This window comes from Arcobacter venerupis (genome assembly GCF_013201665.1).
GTDB lineage: Bacteria > Campylobacterota > Campylobacteria > Campylobacterales > Arcobacteraceae > Aliarcobacter > Aliarcobacter venerupis.
Genome location: NZ_CP053840.1, coordinates 1,577,365 through 1,593,643, shown reverse-complemented (window position 1 = coordinate 1,593,643; position 16,279 = coordinate 1,577,365). Strand labels below are relative to the sequence as shown.

Here is a 16,279-nt window from a genome sequence, read left to right as displayed (position 1 = left end):
TTCGTTTTTATTAATTACAGAGGAAATAAAATGAGACATTTCTTAACATTAGCTGATTATTCTAAAGATGAAATTTTAGAAATATTAACACTTGCTAAACAAATCAAAGATGAAACTAAAGCTAGAGTCTTTAAAGATTACATGCCTAAAAAAACATTAGGAATGATTTTTGAGAAAAGCTCTACACGAACAAGAGTATCTTTTGAAACAGGGATTTATCAGTTAGGTGGTATTGGTTTATTTCTTTCATCAAATGACATTCAACTAGGTCGAGGTGAGCCAATGAGTGATACTTCAAGAGTTATTTCTAGAATGGTAGATATGGTGATGATTAGAACTTTTGAACATAGTAAAATTGAAGAGTTTGCAAAATATTCAAAAGTTCCTGTAATAAATGGTTTAACAACTGAATATCATCCTGTGCAACTTATGGCTGATTATATGACTATTCAAGAAGCAGGATTAACGGAAGATTTAGTTGCTGCTTATGTTGGTGATGGAAATAACATGGCTCATTCATGGCTTAATTTAGCTGCAAAATTAGGTTTTGAACTTAGAATTGCAACTCCAAAAGGTTACGAAGTTGATGCTTCTATTTTAGCAAAATCTCTTGAAATGGCAAAATTAAGTGGTGCAAAAATCACAATAACAAATGACCCTAAAGAGGCTGTAAAAGGTGCAACTGTAGTAACAACTGATACTTGGGTTTCTATGGGACAAGAATCTGAAAAAGAGAAAAGAGTAAAAGATTTTGCAGGATATATGGTTGATGCTGAAATGATGAAATTAGCCCAAGATAAAGCAATTTTCTTACACTGTTTACCTGCATATAGAGGTTATGAAGTAAGTGAAGAAGTAATGGAAAGCAAACAAAGTTTAATTTTTGAAGAAGCTGAAAATAGACTTCATGCTCAAAAAGGTGTTATGGTTTGGCTTGATAGAAAAAGAGACGAAGCATAAATGATAGATTTTAAAAAATTCGAGAAGTATTCACGACCAGGTCCGCGATATACTTCTTATCCTACTGCTCCTGAATTTAGTGAAACATTTACCCAAGAAGATTTAAAAGAGTATTACAAAAATCAAAGTGATGATAGAGCAATATCTCTTTATATTCACATGCCATTTTGTAGAAGTGCTTGTTATTTTTGTGGATGTAACACAATTTTTACTTCAAAAGAAGATAAAAAAACAAGATATATTGAGTATCTAAAAAAAGAGTTAAATATTTTAAAAAATCATTTGAATACTTCAAGAGTTGTAACTCAAATGCATTTTGGTGGAGGAACTCCAACATATTTTACTCCTGAACAATTGCAAGAAGTTATAAGTGCAGTAAAAGAAATTTTTCCAAATTTTGCATCTGATGCTGAAGTTTCATGTGAAGTTGATCCTAGATATTTTACAGTTGAACATATGAATGTTTTAAAAGCTGGTGGTTGTAATCGATTAAGTTTTGGAGTTCAAGATTTAGATGAAGAGGTTCAAAAAACAATTCATAGAATTCAGCCATTTGAATTAACACAAAATGTGATAAATATTGCGAGAGATGCTGGAATTCACTCTGTAAATACGGATTTAATTTATGGTCTTCCTCATCAAACAAGGGAAAGTTTCAAAAAAACTTTAGAAAAAATGCTTACATTAAATACTGATAGATTTGCAGTTTTTAATTATGCCCATGTTCCTTGGCTTATGAAAACTATGAGAAAGTTTGATGAATCAACATTTCCAGCACCCCAAGAAAAACTTGAGATGTTAAAAGATACTATTGATTTTTTCACATCAAATGGCTATAAAATGGTAGGAATGGATCACTTTGCAAAACCTGAAGATGAATTATTTAAAGCAATTGAAAAAGGTGAATTACATAGAAATTTCCAAGGTTATACAACAAAAGGTGGAGCTGATTTAATTGGAATTGGACTTACATCAATTGGAAATGGTGTTGATTATTATGCACAAAATTTTAAAGAATTAGAACCTTGGGAAAATGCTTTAGATAATGGAAATTTACCAGTGTTTAAAGGTTATAGACTTAGTGATGATGACCAATTAAGACAGTTTGTAATTATGGAATTAATGAGTAATTTCTCTTTAAATATTACAAGAGTTGAGCAAGAGTTTAAAATAAACTTCAAAGAGTACTTTGCAGATGCCTTAGCGGCTCTTAAAGAGTTCCAAGATGCAGAACTAATAGAAGTTAGTGATGAAAAAATAAAAGTCTCACAAACAGGAACTATGCTTATTAGAAATATTTGTATGCCTTTTGATGCATATTTAAATAAAATCCCTGAAGATAAAAGAAGATTTTCTAAAACTATCTAAATAAAGTAGCTATAAATGCTACTTTATTCTTTGAGACCTTCCAAAAACTAGATATAAAAGTGCTCCTAAAACTGGGAAAAATATAAGAACAAGAATCCAAATAATTTTGTTGTAACCAGTAAATTCGTGTTTTAAAATATCTATTAAAATATAGATATATAAAATAAATGTAAAAATCACAAATACCATTACAAAAGATGACATTATAATACCCATCATTTTTGAGCTCCTTTTTTAAAACTTTCTATATATTCATCCATTAAAGAAAAATTTACTTTCTCATCAATTTGTATCTCTAAATCCATTAAATACAAATTCTTTAGATTGAACTTTTCTAATTTTACAAAATCTTTCCCAGTTGTTATAAAAGAATAATCTTTATACTCTTCTTCAATTTTACTAATATCATCTTTTGTAAAATCATAATGATCAGGGAAACTAATCATTTTAATATTTTTTGGTAAAAATTCTAATAATCTTTTTGGTTTTGAAATTGCTGTAATTAATAGAGTTTTAGCAGGAAGTTCGCTAATTACTCCATCTTTTTTGATAGAAATAACTCTTTTAAAATCACTTCCTTCAAGTAGTTCAATGTCAGCTTGGGCATAAAAACCTTTTGGTTCTCTATATCCACCACTTGGCAGACAAAAAATATTTGTAGGTTCATCTTTTGGTCGTAAAAGAATATTAAATTTTGATATTTGATATTTTGAAAAACCATCATCTAAAAATATAATTTTACATCCAAGCTCTTTTGCTTTTAAAATAGCTTTTACTCTATTTTCACTTACAATTATTGTGGCTTTTGGTAAAGAGTTTGCCAAAAGCATAGCTTCATCTCCACTTGTTTTCACATCTTCTAGAATTTTTCCATTTAATGAAACTACATATAAACCTTTTGAAGCTCTTCCATAACCTCTTAAAATTATGCAAGCATTTTCATATTTTGAAGCTAATTTAATTGTAATTGGAGTCTTTCCACTTCCACCAACTATTATATTTCCAACTGAAATAACAGGAATTCCAAAATTAATTGGTTTTGCCATTGCTCTTTTTGTTAAGATAATTAACATATAAATAAAAGTTAAAGGAAGAAGTAAAAAAGAGATTATTTTTTGAAGCGCATTTGGAAAGAAGAGGTAATCTTCAATCCATAAGTGTAATTTTTGTTTCAAGTTAAATCAAACCCATTGTGATGCGACATCAATAACTTGGTCACAAACATAATTTACATCCTCATCAGTAAGTCCCGCATATATAGGAAGTGATAAAATTTGTTGATAGTTATTTAATGCATTTGGAAAGGCAGTAATTTTTATAGAATATTTTGTTTTATAATAAGATAAAAGATGTAAAGGAATATAGTTAAGTCCAGTAGATACTCCTCTTTCTTTTAAAGCTCTGGCAAAGGCATCTCTATTTCTTGAGATTTTTATGATAAATTGCGTGAAAATATGCTCATCTTTGTGTTGTAAGATTGTTATATGTTTTACATTTGATAATTTAGTTTCATAATATTTTGCTATTTCTTTTCTTCTTTTTATGAATTTATCTATTTTATTTAATTGCGCTAGTGAATAAGCTGCATCAAGTTCAGATAAATCGTATTTATGCCCGATGTCAACAACATCATATACATAATCTAAGTTTCCATAACTATCATACGCAGTAGTAAGTGCATGTGTTCTTAAAAGTTTTGCACGATTTGCTATCTCTTCATTATTTGTAACAATTACTCCTGAACGACTAATTGCATATTTTGAAGGAGAATGATTAGTTGAAAATACAGTCATATCTGCTCTTAAATTTCCAATCTTTTTGCCTTTATAAGTTGCACCTAAAGAGGCTCTACAATCTTCAATTAAAATAATTCCATATTTTTCTACAATATCATAAATTCTATCTAAATCAGGAGCTTGGCCACCAATAAAGGTGATTATTGCTCCTCTTAATTTTTTAGAATCATTAGCGGCTAAAGCTTCTTCAAATTTATCAATATCAATATTCATATCTTCCATATTAATATCAATAAAAATTGGCTCTGCATCAAAATGTCTTACAACTTCAGGTAAATTTACAAAAGAGTTAACAGACATTAAAATCTTATCACCTCTTTTGAGTTTAATCGCACTTAATGCTAAATGAATAGCAGCAGTTGAAGTTGCTGTTGCTATTGCATATTTTGCACCAATAAATTTTTTCATACTCTCTTCAAACTCTATCACTTTTGACAAATCATTTTTTGATTCTAAAACTGATCTAATTTGATTTAATTCTTCATTATCTATAGATGCTTTATATATTGCAATATTTTTAGCCATAAGCTAGTTCCACCTTATTTTTGCTATTGTTGGTAATTTACCTTTAAAAGCATTTGCTTTTATTCTGTAATCTAATCTATTAATTAAATCTTCTTCAAAACCTAATTTTATTAACTCTTCTTTTGATTTATTTTGATCAACCATTACTTTTAAAACTTCATCCATATGTTTATAAGAGTATCCAAGTTCTTCTTCATCACTTTGCCCTTCCCATAAATCTGCACTTGGTGCTTTATTTAAAATAGATTCTGGAACACCTAAGATTCTTGCAAATTCAAACTCATCACTTTTATAAATTTCACCTATTGGATTAATTGCACATGCAATATCACCAAAAATTGTTCCATAACCTAAAAGTAGTTCACTTTTATTTGAAGTTCCTACCACTAATGATTTTTCTCTTGAAGATACATCATATAAAACTGACATTCTCATTCTGGCACTAAAGTTTCCAATTCTAAGCTTATCATCATCCATATTTTTTATGAAACCACTAACCATAGGTTCAATTGAAATAATTTCATATTTAATATTAAATTTCTTACAAACTTCTATAGCATGCTCTGTTGAACTTTTTGAAGAAAATTGTGATGGCATTAACACACAATTTAAATTATCTCCAAAAGCTTCTTTACATAAAATTGCAACAACCGCTGAATCAAGGCCACCTGAAAGCCCAACAGTAACTTTATTTAGACCAGTTTTTTCAACTTCAGTTTTTAAAAACGAAATTAAATCTTCCTTAATTTTTCCCCATTCTGTCACTTTTAATCCTTTATTAAGTAATTATATCTCATCTTTTTTTGTTTTTTCATAAATCTCATCCAAATAATTATTAGTAATTTTTGCAATATTTTGTTTTTTGAATTCTAATTGTTTTTGTATCTCAAGTAATTCTTCTTCATCAAAATATTCTAAATAATTTGGGTTTATTTCTATTGTCTCTTCGGGATTTATTTTTATAAGCTTTTTAATGTTTTCTATTATTTCTTGTTTCATTATTGTTCTTTATTAAATTTTTTTAGTATCTCTTCTAAGTATAATTCCATTTTTTCTACACCAATATCACTTTCTTTATTTTTACAAGATTTACAGCACGTTCCAGCATCTGTTAAATCTCCTAAACTTTCAAGTGTTTTAGCACCTTTTTCTTTTATAGCATAAATTATTTCACCCAATGTTACATGTTTACAAGTGCAAACTTCAAAAGAGTGTGGAAAATTTCTAGCCATTCTCTAATCCTTTTTTTACTTCATTTAAAATATCTTTGCAATAATTTTTTTTTTTCATTTTTCCAAAATCACCCTCAGAAAGAATACAATGTCTACATTCAGTTCCCGCGCTTGTAAAATCTTGAATTTCCCTAAGTGTTGAGGCTTTTTGATTTATTATTGCATTTGTAATATCTCGTATTGTAACTTTTTTACAATTACATACTTCATAATTTTCCTCGAAATTTAGCAATTTTATAAGCCTTTTTCTTTCTTTATTAACTCATATGCTTCATTTATCTCTTGAAGTTTTCTAGTTGCTTCATCAATAATATTTTGAGTAGCACCCTGCCCTGAGATAATATCTGGATGATGTTTTTTTACTAAAGTTCTATAATTTTTCTTTAAAGTAGCTGCATCATCTGATGGATTTGATTCTAAAATTTCATAAGCTTTTTCTACACTTATTGCTTTGTTCGAAGCTTGTTGCGCATAAAAAGATTCAAAAGTTTTAATTAAATTATTAAAATCTTCTATTTTAATTTTTAAAGCATTTGAAATATCTTCTGTAATCATTTTTTCAGAATTTGAAAACTCTTTATCAATAAAAGCTAAATTTAGTAAATATTCCATAATTTTAATACGTTTAGAATAATCATTACTTGTTAAATTGTATAATTTATTTGAAATATCAATTAAATTAGTAAAATTCTCTTTTTCATTTTCATAAATAGTTTTAAGTTTTTCTCTGATTTCCTCATTATTTTCAAAATGACTTGAAATATCTGTAAAAGTATGTTTTAAAACTTCAGCTTCAAGTTCACTAACTTTTCCATCTGCTTTTGAAACTTTTGCCATAAGTGCAACTAAAAGCCCAGCTTCATGGTGTAATAAATCACCATCAAATCTATCTTTTCTTTTTAAATTTATATTTACAAACTCTTCTGTTTTATAGTTTTTCCCAATTATGAACAAAATCACTACTACAACTACTAAAACTATTAATTCCATTTTTACACCCTTTTAATACAAGTTTCAATTTTATGGGATTCTATCAAATTTAAAATTAAGAGTTTCATTTTTAATTAAAATATTTGAAATTCTAAAGAAGATTCCTTTTAAGTAGTATTTCTAATCTAATTAGCTAAAATTTCCGTCTTTAATTATATACTGGAGTCATAAATGTTTGGAATGGGTTTTACGGAAATTTTATTGATTGCAATTGTAGCAGTTATCGCTTTGGGGCCTGAAAAACTACCCGGTACAATGGTACAAATCGCTAAATTTATTAACAAATTTAAAAATGGTCTTGCAGATGCAAAATCAACTTTAGACAATGAACTTAATATTTCTGAAATGAAAGCAGAAGCTAGTAAATTTAAATCTCAAATTGAAGAGACAAAAACTTCTTTATCAATGGATACAAAAATAGATTTGGGATTAAAAGATATTATAAATGATGATTTAAATACAACTTCTTCTAAAGAAAAGAAAATTGAAAAAGTTGAAGAAGAAACACCAAAAGAGAAAGTTTCTTTTAAAAAAGAGGATAAGTTTAAAGTTAAATTAGATGAAAAAAAAGAGGATAATATTTAATGTTTGAAGATTTAAAACCCCATATAGCTGACTTACGAAAAAGATTAGTAATTTCAACACTTACTGTCGTTGCTATGTTTTTTGTTTGTTTTACTTTTTATGAACCTATTTTAAATTGGATGATGGTTCCCATTGAGGCTGTTTTACCTAAAAACTCTCAAATGGTTGCAGTTGAAATTCAAGAGACATTTTTTACAGCATTAAAAGTTGCATTTTTTGCAGGTTTTGTTGTATCCTTACCTGTGATATTTTGGCAATTATGGCTATTTTTAGCTCCTGGACTTTATGACCATGAAAAAAAACTTGTAGTTCCTTTTGTATTTTTTGCTACATTAATGTTTTTAATTGGAGCTTCTTTTGCTTATTATGTTGTTGTTCCATTTGGTTTTGAATTTCTTGTAAATTTCGGTTCAGCGGTTGTTACAGTATTACCAAGTATTGGTAAGTATGTAGGCTTTTTTACAAAATTATTAGTTGGTTTTGGAATTGCATTTGAGTTACCTGTTATTACTTTTTTCCTTGCGAAAATCGGTCTTGTTGACGATAAAATGCTAAAAGACTTCTTTAGATATGCTGTTGTAATTATTTTTATTGTGGCTGCACTACTAACTCCACCTGATGTTTTAACACAATTTTTAATGGCAGGACCATTAATTTTACTTTATGGGGTTTCTATTTATGTGGCAAAAGTGTTTAATCCAGCTGCAAAAGAAGAAGATGAGGAAGAGTAAAATTGCTTGACCCACTAAAAACTTCAAGTTATGATTATGATTTACCAAAAGAGTTAATAGCAACTCATCCCGTAAGCCCAGCAGACTCTGCTAGGCTTTTAGTTTACAATAGAGCCACAAATTCAATAATTCACACAACTTTTAAAAATCTAATGAATTTTTTACCAAATGAATTATCAATTTTTCTAAATGATACAAAAGTTATAAAAGCTAGAATTTTTGGAACAAAAGACACTGGTGGAAAAATAGAACTACTCCTTAATAAACCACTGTTTATGGATAGATACTTAGTAATGATAGGTGGAAAAGTAAGAGTTGGAACAAAATTATTTTTTGATGAAAACCTAAATGCTGAAGTTTTAGAAGTAAATGAAGATGGAAGTCGTGTTGTACAATTTTTCCAAAATGACAAAAAACTTGATTTTTTAGAACTGGTTGATATTTTAAATAAAATTGGTCATCTACCACTTCCTCCATATATGAATAGAAGTGATGATAAAAAAGATGAACAAGATTATCAAACATTATTTGCTAAAAATTATGGTGCAGTAGCAGCTCCAACTGCATCATTACACTTTACACCTGAACTTTTAGAAAAAATAAATACTAAATATGAAGTAAATTATCTAACACTTCATGTTGGAGCTGGAACTTTTAAACCAGTTGATGTTGATGATATTTTAAACCATCCAATGCACAGTGAATATTTTGAAATTGGCATCGAAGCTAAAAAAGCTTTGGATAATGCACCAAAAGTTCTAGCAGTTGGAACTACGGTTACAAGAACTGTTGAATACTATTCAAGAACAAATAAAATCCAAGGTGAATGTGATCTATTTTTAAATCCAGTAAATAAACCAATAAAAGTTGATTATTTACTAACAAACTTTCATTTACCAAAATCTACGCTTATTATGCTTGTTGCATCATTTGTAGGATTAGAAAAAACACTTGAAATTTACCATGAAGCTATAAAAGAGAACTACAGATTCTACTCTTATGGTGATGGTATGTTGATTATATAAAAAAGGAATAAATTAATATGGCATATTATGTACTATTTGATACAGAAACAACTGGAAACCAAGAAGATGACAAAGTTATCCAATTTGGAGCAATGATTGTTGATCAAAAAGGTAAAGTTGAAGCTTTTGATGAATTATGTTCAAGTGATGTTCAAATAAAACTTGAAGCTATGGAAGTTCACAATATTACACCAGATTTATTAGTAGGAAAACCAAAAGCAGTTGAAACAAACTTTTATAAAAAACTTGAAGAGTTAAATTCAACTGAAAATTATCTAATAGCTCACAATATTTCTTTTGATATGGGAATGATAAAAAAAGAAGGATTTGTAAATCAATATCAATTAATTGATACTTTAAGATGCGCAAAACATCTATTTCCAGAACTTCCATACCACAGACTTCAATATATAAGATACGCCCTTGAACTTTATAAAATTGAAGAGGCTGAGGCTGCTAAACATAATATCACTATAAAAGCTCATGATGCTATTGGTGATGTGCTTGTAATGAAACTATTTTTAACTAAACTTGTAGGAAAGTGTAGAGAAATCTATCCTGATTATAATCCAATAGAAAAACTTGTAGATTTAACAAAAACTCCTGTGTTTATTCAAACTTTTAAATTTGGTAAATATAAAGGAAAAGATGTTGAAGTCGTTGCAAGGGAAGATGCAGGATACTTAAATTGGATGAGAAGTAATATGGAACTTGATGAAGATTTAAGATATACTCTTGATAAAGTTTTAAAATAACTCAAAAAATACTACAAAATTCTAAAATATACCTTTTAACAAACTGTATAAATTACAAGATTTGTAAAAGGAATCAATATGCAAAAACTAACAACAGAGGGTCAAAATATAGTAAATGACCTCTCGAATAGATACAATTTAAGTCAAAATGCTATTATTTATATGATTGGAGCAGTGAATAACGGTGGTGGTTCAATGGCTCAATTTAATTGTCCAGAACTTGGCGGTGGAGGACAATGGATGAGAGGTGGAATGACTATGGTTGGAGACATGTTTAATTATGGTTTAAAAAACACTGTTGACAATCTTTGTAATGACATTTCAAATGCCTTAGCAACTACAATTATCTTTCCACTGGCGCCAAAAGGAACACGAGAGAGTAATCAATGGTGGCCAGGAGAACTTGGAAATCCATTTAGTAGTGGAGCTCAAAATAGTACAAGATATGCAATATTTCAAAATAGATTAGCAGTTGATATAAATGGGCAAGTAACTGTTTATGATACTTTAGACAATAATATATCTGGTATTTCACAACAACAAGGAGGAAATGATTCTTTAACTTTTTCTAGTCAATATGGAACAATTTTAGTTTCAACTCTTCCTGTTGTTTCAGGTGCAAATCAAACGAACAATACTACTCAAAACAATTTTATTGAACCAGTTAAAAATAACTTTATAGAACCTATAAATGAACCAATTACACAACCTATAATAAATAATTCTTCAATTTCTGTATCAAATGAATCATCAAAAGCAATTATTGAACTAATTGAACAAGTTGCCTCTTTACATAAAGCTGGAATTTTAACAGATAATGAGTTTAATACTAAAAAATCTGAACTATTATCAAGACTTTAAAAAACAATTAGAGATTAAATTACCTATTAATTTAATCTCAATTACTTATTAATTTTATTTTTTGTATACTTTGCACTTATTTCTTATACAAAGGGTAACGTTGAATAGATTCTCAAGAATTGGTTTTATTTTAGCTGCTGCTGGTTCTGCAGTTGGCTTAGGAAATATATGGAAATTTCCATATATTACAGGAGAGTATGGTGGTGGTGCATTTGTAATAATCTATTTACTAGCTATATTATTTATTGGATTAACTGTATTTATTGCGGAGTCTTTAATTGGACAAAATTCTCAAGCAAATGTTGCAACATCTTTTGTAACTACTTCAAAATCAAAAAATCCTAACTGGAAATATGCAAGTTTTATGGTTTTTGCTGGATTAATCATCTTATCATTCTATTCTGTTGTATTGGGCTGGATTTTAAAGTATGTATTTATCTCAATTTCAGATCTTCCTGCAAGTTCAGAAATTGCTGCTAATACTTTTAACAATCTTATTTCAAAAGATATTATTTCTCAAATATTTTTTCATACAATTGTTTCATTAACAGTTATTTGGATTGTATTAAAAGGTATAAAAGATGGAATTGAAAAACTAAATCTTATTTTAATGCCCTTATTAGCCATTATATTATTTGGTTTATTTATTTATGCCTTAACATTAAATAGTTTTTCTAAATCACTTGAATTTATGTTTTATGCTGATTGGAGCAAGATAAATTCCGATGCTCTTTTAGCAGCACTTGGTCAAGCATTTTTTACACTTTCTTTAGGTATTGGAACAATTATTACTTATTCTGCATCATTATCAAAAGATGTTAATATCATAAAATCATCTATTTTAGTGGCACTTGTTGATACTATAGTTGCATTAATTGCTGGTGTTATAATTTTTGCATTTTTATTTGAAGCAGGCGCAAAAAGTGCAGCTGGACCAGGACTTGTATTTATATCTTTACCAGTAATTTTTGAACATTGGGGAACATTAGGAAATGTAATTGCAGTTTCATTTTTTGTGGCACTAATTTTTGCGGGTATTACATCTGCTGTTTCTATGATAGAACCTGTATTAATGTTTTTTATAGAAAGATTTCATATGTCAAGAAAAAAAGCCACAATTATGTGTGGATCTATTTTTTATATTTTAGGGATAGTTGCACTACTTTCAATGTCTAGTTCATATGGTGCGCAGTTAACATTCTTCAATAAAAACGCCTTTGATTGGATGGATTATGTAACATCTTCAATTATGATGCCATTAGCTGCATTTATAATATCTATTTTCTTGGGATATTTTGTTGATAAAAAATTATTAGAAAAAATATTTACTAAACACACAAACTTATTAGTATTTAATATTTGGTATTCATTAATTAAATATTTTGTTCCTTTAGCAATAATAGTACTATTTTTAAATCAAATAGGTGTTATATAACATACAAATAAATATTAAATATAATCATCAAAATATTTAATAAATAAAATGCCTTTTTATAAAATATTGAACCTAGGGAAGACCCTAGGTAAACAATAAAAAAATAAAAAGGTGTAAAAACTTCATAAACATACATTTCATGATATAAAAAATATTTTATAAATCCATCAAAATAACTAGCAAAATCAAAAATATGAGCAAAAATTTCAATGGGATAAAATAAAGTAAAAAATATTGTAATTATTATTGATAAAAACTGTTCATAAGAGGTTTGTGGAAAATAAAAATGTACAATTGGATTAAAAATCAAAAACATCCAAATATTAAAAAATATAATTTGTAAATATTTATTTAAATCTACAAAATATTTTACAAATAAAAATATATAAAAAACTGCCATAATTGAAAACCAAAACCCTAAAGAAAATAAAAATTTTGGAAATAATGCAATAACTATCAAAAAAGTAAATAACAAAGTCATAAAAGAAACTATCTTTATATTTGAGCGAAGTAAAAATATCATTAATACAAACATTACAAAAGCTCGTAAAAGTGAGGGAACTATATTTGTCAAAAGCAAATAACAAAAGAGAAAAAATATCGAAATTAAAAGTAAATCATATTTCTTGTTTCGAAAAGGGAAATATTTTTGATGAAAAGAATTATAAGGAAAATAAAACATCCAATATATTACAAAGGATAAAACAACTAAATGAAAGCCAGAAAGTGCTATTAAATGGCTAATACTGTAATTTGTACAAATATCTCTTAACTCTTTTGAAATTGGAATTGCTAAAAATAAAGCTTGAAATAACTCTTTTATTATCTTATCTTCATGATTTGAATCTATTTTTTTTATGATTTTATCGCTAAATTTTGCAGGTTTTTCTAGATAATCAAAATAAATAGTTTTTGTATAAAAACCTTTTAAATAGTCTAAAAAAGTGATGTTAAAAGAAATTATTGCTATGTTTAAAAAATCAGATTTAACAATATCTTCATCTTTTTTTATATCTGTAAAGAAATCAAAATTAGCACTTTTTAATCTTAAAACCTTTTTTGTTGGTTTTTCATAAATATTTAAAACTTCTACTTTTGTTTCATAAATCTCTTCATCAATCAAATCTAAATATTTATTATATTCAATGGATAGATTTATCAGAAAAATGAAAAGTAAAAAAAGTATTGCGAGAACTTGTTTGTTATAATATTTTATCTTAATAATCATACTAATTATTATACATAAATATGATACAATTTTCTTTTTTATAAAAGGAAGATTTATGCAAATATTAGAAACAACATCACCGTCATTATTAAGTAGTACAAATGAAAATTTTTCATCAAAAAACACTAAAAACACAGAAGAAGATTCTTTTGACTCTTTAATAAAAAAAGAAGGAAATACAATAGAAGTTGAAAAACAATCAACGGAAAGCTTAGTTAAAGATTTAATGTCACTTCTAAAAACTGGATATACAGAGGAAGAGTTAAAAAATATTGAAGAAATCTTAAAAAAATTAGCAGCCTTAAGAAAGAATAATTCTTCTGGAAATAATTCTCTTTCAGATATTGAAAACCAAATTAACCAACTTAAACAAGATTTAAAATTAGCTCAACAAGAAGCTACAGGAAGAACTGTTCAAGATATAAGTTTTGATGATGTAAATAATTCTTTAACTTCAAATCAGGAATCAAAGCTAAAAAATAGTAATTCTACAGGGAATTTAAACAGTATAAAAGATGGTTCAATTCTAAAAGAAAATCAATTATTACTTGCAAGTACTAGCGAACAATTAAAACTATTATTTACTTTAAATCAATCTAAAAAATAGAGAATAAATTCTCTATTTTTTTTTCCAAATACTCATTTGTGAAATTGTATGTTGATGTTTTCTAGCTGTCTCTTTTATCACAAAAGGAACATCAATAGTATCAAGTAGTTCAAATCTATCTTTTAAATTCTCTTTTAAAGTATCTAAAGTTTTTACTTCTTTATTATCTCTTACAAATCCACCTAACCAGTTCTTTTTAGGAGTATATGCTTCAAGCCAAGTATATGGACTTAATATTACTAAAAGACCATCTTTGTTTACTCTATTTGGGATATCATCTAAGAACTTTTGAGGATAATACAATCTATCAATTAAATTTGAGCAGAAAATTAAATCGTAAGCTGTATACATCTCTTTTAAATTACAAGCATCACCTTGCATAAAAGTTACTCTTTCTTTGATTTCTTCAAGGTCAAAATCTTTTAATGCAACAGTTTTTTCTTCATATAAATCACCCTCAGTTGCTACTTTATATGTTAAACTATCATATTTTTTAAGTTTTATTCCAACACTAATAAAATTAGCACTAAAATCAATTCCTAATACTTCATTGAATATTTTTCCTAATTCAAATGAACTTCTTCCAACACTACAACCCAAATCTAAGGCTTTTTCTTTTTTAATATCTTTTAAATACGGCGATAAAACTTCAACAGAATTTTTTGGAAAATTTTTAACTCCATAAATCTCTTCACCATAATGAAATTCACAATATTGAGAAATTTGTTCATCTGTTTCATATACATTATCATTTAGTTTAGTTCTATATTCATTATCACTTTTAACATATCTAAATCCTGCATGTTGAAAAAAGTGTTTTCTAAAGGCATATCTTGCACTTCTTAGAGTCTCGTTTCCTAAACTTATAAACGATCCACCTTTTATAAGTGCATGTCTATCATCAAAAGTAGGAGTTGTAAAATCATCATATATAGGATGGGTTTCAAAGCCATCAAGTGGATACATTGGCGTTATACTCCATTGCCAAACATTTCCAATAACATCATAAAAATCACCCATAGAATATTTGTCAACTGGTGTTTGATTAAAGTACTTTAATCCAATATTTGATTCATAATTTTGGGCTTTTACATAATCATTTAGTCTATAAAATTCATCTTCACTTGGAAGTCTAACTTCAAAGCCCAATTTCTCACTTTTATATTTACAGAAAGCTTCAGCTTCATAAACATTTATATCAACAGGATAATTTAGTGGTAATTCTACTACTCTATTTATTTCTCTTAAATAGTATTTATCACCCTCTTTTATCCAAAATGTTGGTATTTTTGTTTGTGTAAAGTCTAACCACTTTAATCCATCTTTACTAAAATAATGTAATTTATTGTAACCAGCATCTTTTACAAATTCTAAAAACTCTCCATTTGATACAAGATATTTACTAGCTTTAAAATCTTTTATAAATGCCTTATGAAAAGCAAACTCATTATCCCAACCATAAAATTCTGGCTTTTTGTGGTCTTTTTCAAGAACAACTTCGCCACCCTCCACAAAAACTAATTCATTTTGAGGATAAGTTTGGCTTCTTTCATTGTTGTAATCAAATAGTTCTTTATCATTTAAATATTTAATATCAAGTTCTCTTAATAATACAGATGATGTTTCAATATGAATATTTTCATGCTCAATTCCCATAAGTATAATCCACATAGGAGAATTCCAATTAATAGGAATAGAAAACTCAATAGTATCAATAAGCTCTAATACTAAAGCCTTTACTTCATCTCTATAAGCTTTAGTCTCTTCGAAACTAGGCCATTGATAATTTGCATCATTTAAATCATCCCAACTCATTTCATCTACACCAATTGCAAATAAAGCTTCAAAAGTATTATTTACTCTTTTAGTTGTAATATTTGATATATTTAGTTTATTCATAAAAAATGTTGCTGTATGTCCAAAATAAAATATCAAAGGATGTCTTAATCTATTTGGTTGTTCTAGTATGTGTTTTTTATCTTTTAATAAATCAAAAAGTTTTTCATCTAGTTCATAAGTTTGTAAAAAGTATTGTTTTATCTCTTCTCTTTTTTCTTCTACTGTTCCGTTATTTAAATCTATAGTTTTCCAATTATAATTCATATTTACCTCAAATTCTTTCTCTTGTTATTTTATTTATATTTAATATATACTTGTACATATTTAAAGTCATTTCATATT

At 27.3% G+C, this 16,279-nt stretch carries 19 protein-coding genes; 9 read left to right on the top strand and 10 right to left on the bottom strand.

From position 1 onward, the window contains the following. The first annotated feature begins 30 nt into the window (after positions 1 to 30). The gene (argF, locus tag AVENP_RS07885; RefSeq protein WP_128358447.1) at positions 31 to 960 is read left to right on the top strand and encodes an ornithine carbamoyltransferase; all 930 of its coding nucleotides are present in this window, start codon (positions 31 to 33) and stop codon (positions 958 to 960) included. After that, positions 961 to 2,328 (top strand): oxygen-independent coproporphyrinogen III oxidase, encoded by a 1,368-nt coding sequence (gene hemN / locus AVENP_RS07880; RefSeq protein WP_128358448.1) that lies wholly within the window; start codon positions 961 to 963, stop codon positions 2,326 to 2,328. 18 nt (positions 2,329 to 2,346) lie between these two features. Here hemN and AVENP_RS07875 read toward each other — a convergent pair whose 3' ends face one another. Genes AVENP_RS07875 through AVENP_RS07840 form a run of 8 tightly spaced genes read right to left on the bottom strand, consistent with a single transcriptional unit; the run spans position 2,347 to position 6,871 of the window. Then, a complete protein-coding gene (locus AVENP_RS07875; RefSeq protein ID WP_128358449.1) occupies positions 2,347 to 2,547 on the bottom strand; it encodes a PLDc N-terminal domain-containing protein in 201 nt (66 codons plus the stop codon). Beyond that, the gene (locus AVENP_RS07870) at positions 2,544 to 3,503 is read right to left on the bottom strand and encodes a tetraacyldisaccharide 4'-kinase (protein WP_128358450.1); all 960 of its coding nucleotides are present in this window, start codon (positions 3,501 to 3,503) and stop codon (positions 2,544 to 2,546) included. Before AVENP_RS07870 ends, AVENP_RS07875 begins: the two co-directional genes overlap by 4 nt. A 6-nt stretch (positions 3,504 to 3,509) precedes the next feature. Then, the gene (locus AVENP_RS07865) at positions 3,510 to 4,649 is read right to left on the bottom strand and encodes a DegT/DnrJ/EryC1/StrS family aminotransferase (protein WP_128358451.1); all 1,140 of its coding nucleotides are present in this window, start codon (positions 4,647 to 4,649) and stop codon (positions 3,510 to 3,512) included. Positions 4,650 to 4,652: 3 nt separating this feature from the next. Further along, on the bottom strand, positions 4,653 to 5,414 hold the full coding sequence (locus AVENP_RS07860; protein ID WP_128358452.1) for an NAD+ synthase: 762 nt from the start codon (positions 5,412 to 5,414) through the stop codon (positions 4,653 to 4,655). A 21-nt stretch (positions 5,415 to 5,435) separates the two neighbouring features. Then, positions 5,436 to 5,648: a hypothetical protein gene (locus AVENP_RS07855; RefSeq protein ID WP_128358453.1), complete on the bottom strand. Its 213-nt coding sequence runs from the start codon at positions 5,646 to 5,648 to the stop codon at positions 5,436 to 5,438. Further along, positions 5,648 to 5,881: a (2Fe-2S)-binding protein gene (locus AVENP_RS07850; protein ID WP_128358454.1), complete on the bottom strand. Its 234-nt coding sequence runs from the start codon at positions 5,879 to 5,881 to the stop codon at positions 5,648 to 5,650. Before AVENP_RS07850 ends, AVENP_RS07855 begins: the two co-directional genes overlap by 1 nt. After that, positions 5,874 to 6,113 (bottom strand): (2Fe-2S)-binding protein, encoded by a 240-nt coding sequence (locus tag AVENP_RS07845; RefSeq protein WP_128358455.1) that lies wholly within the window; start codon positions 6,111 to 6,113, stop codon positions 5,874 to 5,876. Before AVENP_RS07845 ends, AVENP_RS07850 begins: the two co-directional genes overlap by 8 nt. 2 nt (positions 6,114 to 6,115) lie before the next feature. Further along, on the bottom strand, positions 6,116 to 6,871 hold the full coding sequence (locus AVENP_RS07840; RefSeq protein WP_128358456.1) for a TerB family tellurite resistance protein: 756 nt from the start codon (positions 6,869 to 6,871) through the stop codon (positions 6,116 to 6,118). A 201-nt stretch (positions 6,872 to 7,072) separates the two neighbouring features. On the opposite strand from AVENP_RS07840, the gene AVENP_RS07835 reads away from it, so the two are divergent. The 6 genes from AVENP_RS07835 to AVENP_RS07810 all read left to right on the top strand — a co-directional run bounded on the left by AVENP_RS07835 (position 7,073) and on the right by AVENP_RS07810 (position 12,263). Further along, positions 7,073 to 7,456 (top strand): twin-arginine translocase TatA/TatE family subunit, encoded by a 384-nt coding sequence (locus AVENP_RS07835; protein WP_235663722.1) that lies wholly within the window; start codon positions 7,073 to 7,075, stop codon positions 7,454 to 7,456. Then, positions 7,456 to 8,187, top strand: a complete 732-nt coding sequence (tatC, locus tag AVENP_RS07830; RefSeq protein ID WP_128358458.1) for a twin-arginine translocase subunit TatC — start codon at positions 7,456 to 7,458, stop codon at positions 8,185 to 8,187. Before AVENP_RS07835 ends, tatC begins: the two co-directional genes overlap by 1 nt. A gap of 2 nt (positions 8,188 to 8,189) precedes the next feature. Next, entirely contained in the window at positions 8,190 to 9,212 is a 1,023-nt protein-coding gene (gene queA / locus AVENP_RS07825) for a tRNA preQ1(34) S-adenosylmethionine ribosyltransferase-isomerase QueA (RefSeq protein WP_128358459.1), read from the top strand. 17 nt (positions 9,213 to 9,229) lie between these two features. Next, positions 9,230 to 9,967 carry a 3'-5' exonuclease gene (locus AVENP_RS07820; RefSeq protein ID WP_128358460.1) on the top strand — a complete coding sequence of 246 codons (738 nt, stop codon included), beginning with the start codon at positions 9,230 to 9,232 and terminating at the stop codon, positions 9,965 to 9,967. A 78-nt stretch (positions 9,968 to 10,045) separates the two neighbouring features. After that, positions 10,046 to 10,828, top strand: coding sequence for an SHOCT domain-containing protein (locus AVENP_RS07815; protein ID WP_128358461.1), 783 nt, complete (start codon positions 10,046 to 10,048; stop codon positions 10,826 to 10,828). Positions 10,829 to 10,928: 100 nt separating this feature from the next. Beyond that, entirely contained in the window at positions 10,929 to 12,263 is a 1,335-nt protein-coding gene (locus tag AVENP_RS07810) for a sodium-dependent transporter (RefSeq protein WP_128358462.1), read from the top strand. On the opposite strand, the gene AVENP_RS07805 is transcribed toward AVENP_RS07810, so the two are convergent. Continuing rightward, positions 12,256 to 13,491 carry a ComEC/Rec2 family competence protein gene (locus AVENP_RS07805; protein ID WP_128358463.1) on the bottom strand — a complete coding sequence of 412 codons (1,236 nt, stop codon included), beginning with the start codon at positions 13,489 to 13,491 and terminating at the stop codon, positions 12,256 to 12,258. The two genes, AVENP_RS07810 and AVENP_RS07805, sit on opposite strands and share 8 nt — an antisense overlap. A 55-nt stretch (positions 13,492 to 13,546) precedes the next feature. Between AVENP_RS07805 and AVENP_RS07800 the strand changes: the two genes are divergently transcribed. Beyond that, positions 13,547 to 14,098, top strand: a complete 552-nt coding sequence (locus tag AVENP_RS07800; RefSeq protein ID WP_128358464.1) for a hypothetical protein — start codon at positions 13,547 to 13,549, stop codon at positions 14,096 to 14,098. A gap of 12 nt (positions 14,099 to 14,110) precedes the next feature. On the opposite strand, the gene ovoA is transcribed toward AVENP_RS07800, so the two are convergent. Then, positions 14,111 to 16,201 (bottom strand): 5-histidylcysteine sulfoxide synthase, encoded by a 2,091-nt coding sequence (gene ovoA / locus AVENP_RS07795; RefSeq protein ID WP_128358465.1) that lies wholly within the window; start codon positions 16,199 to 16,201, stop codon positions 14,111 to 14,113. Positions 16,202 to 16,279: the final 78 nt, after the last annotated feature.

Bases quoted from the DNA above. Each gene is read 5' to 3' on its own strand.
- argF (WP_128358447.1), top strand. From the start codon at position 31: ATGAGACATTTCTTAACATTAGCTGATTATTCTAAAGATGAAATTTTA.
- hemN (WP_128358448.1), top strand. From the start codon at position 961: ATGATAGATTTTAAAAAATTCGAGAAGTATTCACGACCAGGTCCGCGA.
- AVENP_RS07875 (WP_128358449.1), bottom strand. From the start codon at position 2,547: ATGATGGGTATTATAATGTCATCTTTTGTAATGGTATTTGTGATTTTT.
- AVENP_RS07865 (WP_128358451.1), bottom strand. From the start codon at position 4,649: ATGGCTAAAAATATTGCAATATATAAAGCATCTATAGATAATGAAGAA.
- AVENP_RS07855 (WP_128358453.1), bottom strand. From the start codon at position 5,648: ATGAAACAAGAAATAATAGAAAACATTAAAAAGCTTATAAAAATAAAT.
- AVENP_RS07850 (WP_128358454.1), bottom strand. From the start codon at position 5,881: ATGGCTAGAAATTTTCCACACTCTTTTGAAGTTTGCACTTGTAAACAT.
- AVENP_RS07840 (WP_128358456.1), bottom strand. From the start codon at position 6,871: ATGGAATTAATAGTTTTAGTAGTTGTAGTAGTGATTTTGTTCATAATT.
- tatC (WP_128358458.1), top strand. From the start codon at position 7,456: ATGTTTGAAGATTTAAAACCCCATATAGCTGACTTACGAAAAAGATTA.
- AVENP_RS07820 (WP_128358460.1), top strand. From the start codon at position 9,230: ATGGCATATTATGTACTATTTGATACAGAAACAACTGGAAACCAAGAA.
- AVENP_RS07815 (WP_128358461.1), top strand. From the start codon at position 10,046: ATGCAAAAACTAACAACAGAGGGTCAAAATATAGTAAATGACCTCTCG.
- AVENP_RS07805 (WP_128358463.1), bottom strand. From the start codon at position 13,491: ATGATTATTAAGATAAAATATTATAACAAACAAGTTCTCGCAATACTT.
- AVENP_RS07800 (WP_128358464.1), top strand. From the start codon at position 13,547: ATGCAAATATTAGAAACAACATCACCGTCATTATTAAGTAGTACAAAT.
- ovoA (WP_128358465.1), bottom strand. From the start codon at position 16,201: ATGAATTATAATTGGAAAACTATAGATTTAAATAACGGAACAGTAGAA.